Below are 9,921 nucleotides of genomic sequence, written 5' to 3' on the forward strand. Positions count from 1 at the left end.
GTCAGATCCAGGAGGAACTTATTCATGACCGCAGCGGATACATCAGGAGCAGGGGTAGTAGCGGGCGCTGGCCTGCTTGATCGTGAGCGAATAATTGCGCAACCGGGGTTCAACCGCTGGCTCGTGCCGCCGGCCGCACTCGCCATTCATCTGTGCATCGGCATGGCATACGGCTTCAGCGTGTTCTGGCTGCCGCTGTCGAAATCTCTCGGCATCAGCGCCTCGACGGCCTGCCCGGATCTGACACTGGCTTCGGCCCTGTTCACCACCAGCTGCGATTGGCGCGTCGCCGATCTTGGCTGGATCTACACGCTGTTCTTCGTGCTCCTCGGCTGCTCGGCAGCGATCTGGGGCGGCTGGCTTGAGCGCGTCGGTCCGCGCAAGGCCGGTTTCGTTTCCGCCTGCTGCTGGTGCGGCGGCATTCTCGTCGCCGCCGTCGGCGTCATGACCCATCAGCTCTGGCTGATGTGGCTCGGTGCCGGTGTGATCGGCGGTATCGGCCTCGGTCTAGGCTATATCTCGCCGGTCTCGACGCTGATCAAGTGGTTCCCGGACCGCCGCGGCATGGCAACCGGCATGGCGATCATGGGCTTCGGCGGTGGCGCGATGATCGGCGCTCCGCTCGCAAACCTGCTGATGAACACCTTCAAGACCGACACGTCGGTTGGCGTCTGGCAGACTTTCGTGGTCATGGCCGTCATCTACTTCGTCTTCATGATGGGCGGTGCCTTCGGCTACCGCATCCCGCCGGCCGGCTGGCGTCCGGAAGGCTGGACGGCGCCTGCCGCCAAGAGCAGCATGATCACCACCAAGCATGTGCATCTGCGCGATGCGCACAAGACCAAGCAGTTCTGGCTGATCTGGGCGGTGCTCTGCCTCAACGTTTCCGCCGGTATCGGCGTTCTCGGCATGGCGTCGCCGATGCTGCAGGAAATCTTCGCCGGTTCGCTGATCGGCCTGCCGGATGTCGGCTTTGCGCAGCTCGATGCAGGGCAGAAGGCATCGATCGCAACGATTGCAGCGGGCTTCGCCGGTCTGTTGTCGCTCTTCAATATCGGCGGGCGATTCTTCTGGGCGTCGCTCTCCGACAAGATCGGCCGCAAGAACACCTATTTCACGTTCTTCATCCTCGGCATCGTTCTCTATGCGGCGGCACCGACGCTTGCCGACATGGGCAACAAGGCGCTCTTCGTTCTCGCCTTCGGCATCATCCTGTCGATGTATGGCGGTGGCTTTGCAACGATCCCGGCCTATCTCGCCGATATCTTCGGCACGCAGTTCGTTGGCGCCATCCATGGCCGTCTGCTGACGGCATGGGCGACCGCCGGTATCGTCGGCCCCGTCGTCGTCAACTATATCCGCGAGGCGCAGATCTCGGCCGGAGTCGCACCCGGACCGGCGCTCTATACCGGCACGATGTATATCCTCGCCGGCATGCTGGCGCTTGGATTGATCGCCAACCTCTTCGTGCGGCCGCTTGCCGACAAGTGGTTCATGTCGGACGCAGAAGTGGCATCGCTGCAGGCGAAATCGGCGGCCGCAAGCGCCGGGCCGAGCGGCTCGTTCGGCATCGGCCGGGGTGGCTTCGACGCCAAGGCGGCTCTTGCCTGGGCCGTCGTCGGCATTCCGTTGCTGTGGGGTGTCTGGGTGACGCTGAAGGCGACGCTTGCACTGTTCGGCTGATCGGAACTGATGATTTGAGAGAGGGGCATGCGCTTTGCGCGTGCCCTTCTTCGCATAAAAAAGGCGCCTCCGGGGCGAGGCGCGAAAATTCTGGAGTTGAGCTGTTGTCCAGGAATACCCGGCGCCGAGGCGCCGGGTACTGCCGGGGAGGCGGTCACCGCATTGCGATGACCATGCGGCAGAGCTTGACGAGGCTCGCCTCGTAGCCGCCGGAGCCGAGGATGTCGCGGCAGCGCAGCTTGACCTTGGCCTTTTCTGCAGCCGACATGTCATTGTAGGAGTAGGTCGGGCCGTTGGGGCCGCGCGGACCGTTCGGACCATCTGGGTCGTTCGGACCGCCGGGGCCGTCCGGATCGTTCGGGTCGATGCCCGGCAGGCCGAGAGCGATATCGACGAGCGTGTTGCCACCGAGACCAGCCTTGGCCTTGGCGCTGACGAGGCCCGGACCGCCGACCGTGGCGTTCACATCCGCATTGAGCCCCTTCGTGCCGCCGACGCTGGCCGTGGTGCCGACGCCGAGGCCCTTGGTTGCGCCGCCGAGCGTCGTCTTGCTGTTGATGCCGTTGGTGCCGCCGACCGATGCGTTGACGCCGAGGCCGCCCTTGGAGGTGCCGCCGACGCTGGCGTTGACGCCGCTGGAGCCGCCGATCGAGGCGCTGAGCCCGCGGCCGCCATTGTTGCCGACGCTGACGCCGTTGCTGCCGCCAATGCTGAGGCCGCCGCCACCGCTGCTGCTGGTCTTGGAGCCGCCGCCAAGGGCGCTCCCCAGGCCGCCGAGCAGGCCTTCAGCAGAAGCCTGTGCCGGAATGATGAGCGATGCACAGCTGATTGCGACTATGGCGATCGCCGATTTGTGATACTGCATTTCCAACCTCCAAAACGATTCTGCCAGGACCCCATGCCCAGGCTTGGAAATCAAAATTGGAAGCGCGCGCTTTCCGTCTCGGGATGTCAGCAACCAAGAGTGGCTGTCTGGTCTCCCGTTGATACAATATAAGAATATACGTAAGTTCTAATGTTGTGTAGCTGTTTCGCGCTAAAGTTGGTTTTGCTTATTTGTACAGCTAAAGAGATCTAAACGAAAAAGATCGCAGTCTGTATAGATCATTTTCCATTGCGCAATAATTAGAAAGCTCTGGAATTTATAGCGATTGTTTTTATTAGGATTTCCGGAAATTGGCTGCGGGCAAGCATTGTTCGCATTGTCGTATTGCAAAATCGCGCTTGTGCCGCTCCGAATTGGATTTTGTCAATCGTAATATTCTAATTCAATCAAGGATTACGCACCTGGTGACTGTTGATCGGCACGTTTTGCTTGCAATTATGGAATGAAAAAGGCCCCGCAGAGCGGGGCCGGAGTAACAGTCGTGCTTGCCTGGAGCTTAGAATTCTTCCCAGCTATCGGCCGCCGGAGCGGCTGCGCCATGCGCCTTGGCAACGCGGGCGACCAGATGCAAAGCCGGGGAATTGTGCATCTGCCGTGTGGCGGTGCGCTGTTGCATTTCATTGCCGAGACGGAACTGGCTGAGAAGCGATCTCAGGATCTCGGCTTCGGCCGCAAGCTTATGGCTTGCCGCCGTGCTCTCCTCGACCATGGCTGCGTTCTGCTGCGTCGCCTGGTCCATGGTGTTGATGGCCTGGTTGATTTCCTTCAGACCCGTTGCCTGTTCGCGTGAGCCTTCGACGATCGCGGAGACGTTGGTGTTGATCGCGGCGACCTGCCCGAGAATTTCCTCGAGCGCCTCGCCGGTGCGGCCGACGAGGCTGACGCCGTTCTTCACCAGCTCGCTCGACTGGTTGATCAGGGCCTTGATCTCCTTTGCAGCACTCGCGGAGCGCTGCGCCAGTTCGCGGACTTCCTGTGCAACGACCGCGAACCCCTTGCCGGCCTCGCCGGCGCGGGCGGCTTCGACACCGGCATTCAGTGCCAGAAGATTGGTCTGGAAGGCGATGTCGTCGATAACGCCGATGATGTTGGTGATCTCGCGCGAGGACTGTTCGATCTGGCCCATGGCGGCGACCGCGTTGCGCACGACGACGCCGGACTGTTCGGCGCCCTGCTTGGTCTTGGCGACGAGAGAGCCTGCCTCGGCGGCGCGGTGGCTGGAGTCGTTCACGGTCGTCGTGATCTCTTCCAGGGCCGCTGCCGTTTGTTCGACCGAGGCGGCCTGCTGCTCGGTGCGCTTGGAGAAGGAGTCCGCCGCGCCGCCGATCTCCTGCGAGCCTGCCGCGATCGCCACGGTATTCTCGCCGATCGTCGTCAAGGTATCGCGCAGCTTTTCGATAGCGGCGTTGAAATCGTGACGCAATTGCTCCATCGACGGCACGAAGGCGGTGTCGACGGTTTGTGTGAGATCGCCCTCCGAGAGCAGCTTCAGCGCGGCGCCGAGGCGGCTGATGGCGCTCATGCGTTCGGTGACATCGGTGGCGAATTTCACCACCTTATAGACGCGGCCATCGGCATCGATGATCGGGTTATAGGCGGCCTGGATCCAGATCTCCTTGCCGCCCTTGCCGTAGCGGACGAATTCATTGGCGATGAACTCGCCGCCCGCGAGACGGCGCCAGAAATTGGCGTATTCCTCGGTGCGCGCATAGGCCGGATCGCAGAACATACTGTGATGCTTGCCGGTGATTTCGGAGAGGCTATAGCCGAGGCCTTTGCAGAAATTCTCGTTGGCCGTCAGGATCTCACCGTTCGGCTTGAACTCGATAACGGCCTGCGAACGCGAGATGGCATTCAGCTTGCCGGCGTCGTCGATCGACTGGCGCTTGGTCTCGGTGATGTCGGAGGCGAACTTGACGACCTTGTAGGGCTTGCCGTTCTTGAAGACGGGATTGTAGGTCGCCTGGATCCAGATCTCGCGGCCGCCCTTTGCGAGGCGCTTGTAGGCGCCGCTGTCATACTCGCCGCGGCCGAGCCGCGCCCAGAATTCGCGATACTCGGCGGTTGCCGCGTAAGCGGGGTCGCAGAACATGCTGTGGTGCTTGCCGGTGATCTCATCCAGACCGTAGCCAATGGCCCGGCAGAAGTTGTCGTTGGCCTTGAGGACATTGCCCTTCAGGTCGAATTCGATGACGGCTTGCGATTTCGAAATGGCATCAAGAATGTATTTTGCATCGGAAGATAAACCAAGCATCCCCGTTCCCCATTTGTGGCCGGCGCGCCCTGCGCCACGGCAGAAAATGCCCAAATGCAATCTATGGATTTTGACGGAGGCTATTCTCGCTAAACGGGATAACTTCAACTATCGGAAAACATAGGCTGCTTTTGTCGCAACCAATGATGCTAACGGGAAGGTTAATTTAGCGTATAAAAGAGATTGCTAATAAGGTTTGTTTTGGCCACAAGTTTTCATCGGTGATTTTTGCTGGGCATGAAGCTCTACCAGGCACGAAAAAGGCCGCCTCAGAGGGCGGCCTTTTTATTTGAGCTTCGTTGTGGCGCTCAGTGATCAGGCGGCCAGCTCTTCGGCTTCGTTTTCCTTGAACATCTTGGCGAGGTTCAGGAAGCAGATCATGCCGTTTTCCGAAGCGATGATGCCTTCGCAATAAGCGCGGTCGAAGGAGGCGGTCACTTCCGGCACCGGCTGGACCTGGCTGGACGAGATCGTCAGGATGTCGGAGACGCGGTCGACCAGCATGCCGATGACCATGCTGTGAACTTCAGCAACGACGATTGCGCTGCGTTCGTTGGCGACGGTGCTCTTCATGCCGAGCTTGTAGGCGAGGTCGATGATCGGGATGACCGAGCCGCGCAGGTTCATGACGCCGATGACATCGGTCGGAGCATGCGGGATCGGCGTCGAAGGGGCCCAGCCACGGATTTCGCGGATGGTCGTCGTCTTCACGCAGAATTCCTGATCGTGCAGCCGGAAGGCAATGATCTCGAGCGTGTCGCCACTGAAACTATTGGAATTAATGGTGCTCATTAGAAATCTTCCCAGTTCTCGTAAGCCAGAGCGGCTGCGCCGCCATTGGCGCGGACAGTACTTACCCGTTGACCACGCGGCGTTCCGTAGGCGGCTGGCGCGTTTGTGGCTTTGTTGTTGAGCTTAGCCAAAGAGTGTTGCGCAAATCTAAACTGTGACAGCAGAACTCTGAGGTTTTCGGCCTCTTTGGAGAGCTTGCCGCTCGCCGCAGTGGTCTCCTCGACCATCGACGCATTATCCTGCGTCACCTGATCCATGGCGTTGACCGCCTTGTTGATCTCGTTCAGCCCGGTCGACTGTTCGCGGGCGGCGGTAACGATGGCGACGACGTTGCTGTCGATCTCGGTCACCTGCGAGACGATCTCTTCCAGCGCATTGCCGGTTTCGCCGACCAGGGTGACGCCGCTCTTCACATGCTCGGTCGATGCGGTAATCAGCGTCTTGATTTCCTTGGCTGCGTTGGCGGAGCGCTGGGCGAGTTCGCGGACTTCCTGGGCAACGACGGCGAAGCCCTTGCCGGCCTCTCCGGCGCGGGCAGCTTCGACACCGGCGTTGAGCGCCAGAAGATTGGTCTGGAAGGCGATCTCGTCGATGACGCTGATGATGTTGCTGATCTCGCGCGACGAGTTGGCGATCTGATCCATGGCGCCGATGGCCTTGCGGACGATGCTGCCGGAGTGCCCGGCGCCTAGCTTGGTCTTGGCCACCAGTTCGCCAGCCTCGCCGGCGCGCTTGGCGCTGTCGGCGACCGTCTGGGTGATCTCCTCGAGAGCAGCCGCAGTCTCCTCGACGGTCGCGGCCTGGCGCTCGGTGCGGCGGGAGAGCTCATCGGCTGCGATGCTCATCTCGCGGGAGCCGTGGGCGATCGCGTCGGTATTTTCGGCAACGGTGCGCATGGCATCGCCCAGCCGCTCGACGGCGCTGTTGAAGTCGATGCGGACCTTGTCGAGGGCGGGGAGGAAGGGCGTGTCGATCAAGCCGGTAAGATCGCCGGCGGCGAGTTTCGTCAGGCCCTGGCCGAGCTCGTCGACGGCGTGGACACGGCTGGTGATGTCGGTCGCGAACTTGACGACCTTGAAGACGCGGCCGTTCATGTCGAAGATCGGGTTGTAGGATGCCTGGATCCAGACGACCTTGCCGCCCTTGCCGATGCGCTTGAACTCTTCGGCGACGAACTGGCCGGACGCGAGCTTGGCCCAGAATTCGCGGTAGGCGGGCGAGCCGGTATAGGCCGGCTCGCAGAACATGCTGTGGTGCTTGCCGCGGATTTCGTCGAGCCTGTAGCCCACGACGTCAAGGAAGTTGCCGTTGGCGGTGAGGATCTCGCCGGCCGGGGTGAATTCGATCACGGCCTGGGCGCGGGAGATCGCTTCGATCTTGCCGATGGCATTCGCCGACTCGAGCTTGGTCGCAGTGACATCGGTCGCAAACTTGACGACCTTGTAGGGCTTGCCGTTGGACAGAAGCGGGTTGTAGGTCGCCTGGATCCAGACTTCGCGGCCGCCCTTGCCGATGCGGCGGTATTCGCCGGCGTCAAATTCGCCGCGGCCGAGCTTTGCCCAGAAATCCTTGTAGGCCTGCGAGGCGACGTATTCCGGCTCGCAGAAGATGCGGTGGTGCTTGCCGACAATTTCGGAAAGCTCGTAGCCGACGGTGCGGCAGAAGTTTTCGTTGGCGGTGAGGATATTGCCCTGCAGGTCGAATTCAATGACGGCCTGCGATCTGTTGAGCGCCGAGAACATCGCCTTGGCGTCGGTTCCTGAAACTATTGAAAATAACGGCATCGTCGTCCCTTATGGAGGCTGCGCCTCAGGCGATACGGGGGCGGCTCTCTTGCCGGAACAGGGCAACAGGTGTCCGCACCTGCATCGCATCCGGTGCGGCAGGTCTGAGCTCAAATAAATCCTGAAAACCCGGCTCCTGCCCCCGCAAATACGCCCTGGTGTTTCTACTAAAGTAATATAATTATTTAGATTAAGAATGAGTAACTGCGGCATTTTACTGCCGCATATTAGTAATGTTTTCCTGAGGATAGTCGAAAATACTTCCCCGGAGTTGCGGCCGGGGAAGTGGCTGCAGACTTCAGGTAATCGTCTTTTCGATCTGCTCGACAGCCCACTCGACCTGCTCCTTGGTGACGACCAGCGGAGGGGCGAGGCGAATCGTGTTCTCGTGGGTATCCTTGGCGAGCAGGCCGCGCTCCTTGAGACCGTAGCAATACTGGCGGGCGCCACCTGCTTCCGGCTCCAGCTCGACGGCCAGCATCAGGCCGCGGCCGCGAACATCCTTGACGATGTTGGAGCGAATCGAGCGCAGGCCTTCGAGGAAGTAGTCACCCATCTTCTCGGCATTCTCGATCATGCCTTCTTCGGTCAAGACCTTGAGCGCGGTACGGGCGACGGCGCAGGCGAGCGGGTTGCCGCCGAAGGTCGAGCCGTGCTGGCCGGGCTTCAGGACGCCGAGGACTTCGCTGTTCGAGAGAACGGCGGAAACCGGATAGAAGCCGCCGGAGAGCGCCTTGCCGATCAGCGTCACGTCGGCTTCGATGCCTTCATGCTCTTCGGCAAGCAGCTTGCCGGTGCGGCCGAGGCCGGTCTGGATCTCGTCGAGGATCAGCGTGACGTTATGCTGGGTGCAGAGCTCGCGGACGCGCTTGAAATAGCCCGCCGGCGGGATCTTGACGCCGGCTTCGCCCTGGATCGGCTCGATAAGGGCGGCAACTGTGTTCTCGTTGATGGCGGCGGCAAAGGCGTCGGCATCGCCGAAGGCAATGGTGCGGAAGCCCGGGGTGAAGGGTCCAAAGCCGGTGCGCGCATCGGGATCGGTCGAGAAGCTGATGATGCTCAGCGTGCGGCCGTGGAAGTTGTCCGAGCAGACGATGATCTCGGCCTTGCCCTCCGGCACGCCCTTCACTTCGTAGCCCCATTTGCGGACCGCCTTGATGGCAGTTTCGACGGCTTCGGCACCGGAGTTCATCGGCAGGATCTTGTGCGAGCCGGTGAGGGCTGCAAGCTCTTCGTAGAGATAGGCCAGCTGGTCGTTGCGGAAGGCACGCGACGTCAGCGTCAGGCGCCCGGCCTGCTCGACCATGGCGGCGAGGATCTTCGGATGGCAGTGGCCCTGGTTGACCGCCGAGTATGCCGAGAGGCAGTCGAGATAGCGCTTGCCGTCGGTATCCCAGACGTAAACGCCTTCGCCGCGTGTCAGGACGACGTCGAGCGGCTTGTAGTTATGGGCGCCGAGCCGCTGTTCGGTGGCGATCAGGCTTTCAGATGCGTTCATGGCCGTGTTCCCTCAGATTATGCGGCGCGTGTCGGACGGTCGAAGATACGGCGGCCGAAGAGGCTTGCCGTCAGCTCGACGAGAACGCGGGCACTCTTGCCGCGGTCGTCGAGGAATGGATTGAGCTCGACGAGATCGAGCGAGGAGACGAGGCCGCTGTCGGAGAGCATCTCCATGACCAGGTGGGCTTCGCGGAAGGTGGCGCCGCCCGGAACCGTCGTGCCGACACCGGGCGCGATATCGGGATCGAGGAAGTCGACGTCCAGGCTGACATGGAGAAGGCCGTTCGCCGCTTCGACGGCAGCCAGGATCTGCTTCATGATCGCGGCAATGCCCTGCTCGTCGATAGAGCGCATGTCGAAGACGTTGACGCCGTGCTGCTTGATCAGCACGCGCTCAGGCGCGTCGACGGAGCGGATGCCGACCTGGAAGACATGGCGGGGATCGACGAAGGGGCGGTTCTTCGGCAAGATTTCGGCAAATTCTGCGTTGCCGCTGAAGAAAGCCACAGGCATGCCGTGGATGTTGCCGGAGGGTGAGGTTTCCGGCGTGTTGAAATCGGAATGGGCATCGAGCCAGATGACGAAGAGCGGACGGCCCTTTTCGGCGGCATAGCGCGCCATGCCGGAAACACTGCCCATGGACAGAGCATGGTCGCCGCCCAGGATCAGCGGGAAGCGGCCGGCGGCTGCGGCCTCGTAGGTGCTTGCTTCCAGAGCGCGGGTGAAAGCGCCGACGATGCGCAGGTTATGGGCGTTCGGATGGTTCGGCAGATCGCGGGCGGGGACGATCTGCAGGTCGCCTTCATCCTTCACGTCGTGGCCAAGCTCGATCAGCGTCTGGTCGATACCGGCGATGCGCAGCGCTGCCGGGCCCATGGCCGCGCCTCTGCGGCCGGAGCCTTCTTCGAGGGGAACACCAATGAGGGTGACTGCGCGCGACTGAACGTCCATTCCGGGCTCCGTTTCCGAGTTTCGAGTTGCATATTCGGCTATCGGCGCGGCGGCAAAAAGATGGAAAATTG

General features: G+C 61.4%; 7 protein-coding genes. 1 reads left to right on the plus strand and 6 read right to left on the minus strand.

Going from position 1 to position 9,921, the window contains the following annotated elements; genetic code table 11:
• Positions 1–24: 24 nt before the first annotated feature.
• Positions 25–1,683: an OFA family MFS transporter gene (locus F2982_RS10805; RefSeq protein WP_112720155.1), complete on the plus strand. Its 1,659-nt coding sequence runs from the start codon at positions 25–27 to the stop codon at positions 1,681–1,683.
• A 154-nt stretch (positions 1,684–1,837) separates the two neighbouring features.
• Here the strand turns inward: F2982_RS10805 and F2982_RS32020 are convergent, their stop codons facing one another.
• The 6 genes from F2982_RS32020 to rocF form a co-directional block, all read right to left on the minus strand.
• Positions 1,838–2,548 carry a hypothetical protein gene (locus F2982_RS32020; protein ID WP_112720156.1) on the minus strand — a complete coding sequence of 237 codons (711 nt, stop codon included), beginning with the start codon at positions 2,546–2,548 and terminating at the stop codon, positions 1,838–1,840.
• A gap of 517 nt (positions 2,549–3,065) precedes the next feature.
• Entirely contained in the window at positions 3,066–4,823 is a 1,758-nt protein-coding gene (locus tag F2982_RS10815; protein WP_112720157.1) for a methyl-accepting chemotaxis protein, read from the minus strand.
• Positions 4,824–5,138: 315 nt separating this feature from the next.
• Positions 5,139–5,615 carry a chemotaxis protein CheW gene (locus F2982_RS10820; protein ID WP_112720158.1) on the minus strand — a complete coding sequence of 159 codons (477 nt, stop codon included), beginning with the start codon at positions 5,613–5,615 and terminating at the stop codon, positions 5,139–5,141.
• Positions 5,615–7,399, minus strand: a complete 1,785-nt coding sequence (locus F2982_RS10825; RefSeq protein ID WP_203427809.1) for a PAS domain-containing methyl-accepting chemotaxis protein — start codon at positions 7,397–7,399, stop codon at positions 5,615–5,617. The genes F2982_RS10820 and F2982_RS10825 overlap by 1 nt, the downstream gene beginning before the upstream one ends.
• A gap of 298 nt (positions 7,400–7,697) precedes the next feature.
• On the minus strand, positions 7,698–8,897 hold the full coding sequence (rocD, locus tag F2982_RS10830) for an ornithine--oxo-acid transaminase (protein WP_112720160.1): 1,200 nt from the start codon (positions 8,895–8,897) through the stop codon (positions 7,698–7,700).
• A 17-nt stretch (positions 8,898–8,914) separates the two neighbouring features.
• Positions 8,915–9,850, minus strand: coding sequence for an arginase (gene rocF, locus F2982_RS10835; protein ID WP_112720161.1), 936 nt, complete (start codon positions 9,848–9,850; stop codon positions 8,915–8,917).
• Positions 9,851–9,921: the final 71 nt, after the last annotated feature.

Origin of the sequence: Rhizobium sp. BG4, assembly GCF_016864575.1 — a bacterium.
Classification (GTDB): Bacteria; Pseudomonadota; Alphaproteobacteria; order Rhizobiales; family Rhizobiaceae; genus Rhizobium.

Coding starts and splice junctions, on each gene's coding strand:
- F2982_RS10805 (WP_112720155.1), top strand. CDS start 25: ATGACCGCAGCGGATACATCAGGAGCAGGGGTAGTAGCGGGCGCTGGC.
- F2982_RS32020 (WP_112720156.1), bottom strand. CDS start 2,548: ATGCAGTATCACAAATCGGCGATCGCCATAGTCGCAATCAGCTGTGCA.
- F2982_RS10815 (WP_112720157.1), bottom strand. CDS start 4,823: ATGCTTGGTTTATCTTCCGATGCAAAATACATTCTTGATGCCATTTCG.
- F2982_RS10820 (WP_112720158.1), bottom strand. CDS start 5,615: ATGAGCACCATTAATTCCAATAGTTTCAGTGGCGACACGCTCGAGATC.
- F2982_RS10825 (WP_203427809.1), bottom strand. CDS start 7,399: ATGCCGTTATTTTCAATAGTTTCAGGAACCGACGCCAAGGCGATGTTC.
- rocD (WP_112720160.1), bottom strand. CDS start 8,897: ATGAACGCATCTGAAAGCCTGATCGCCACCGAACAGCGGCTCGGCGCC.
- rocF (WP_112720161.1), bottom strand. CDS start 9,850: ATGGACGTTCAGTCGCGCGCAGTCACCCTCATTGGTGTTCCCCTCGAA.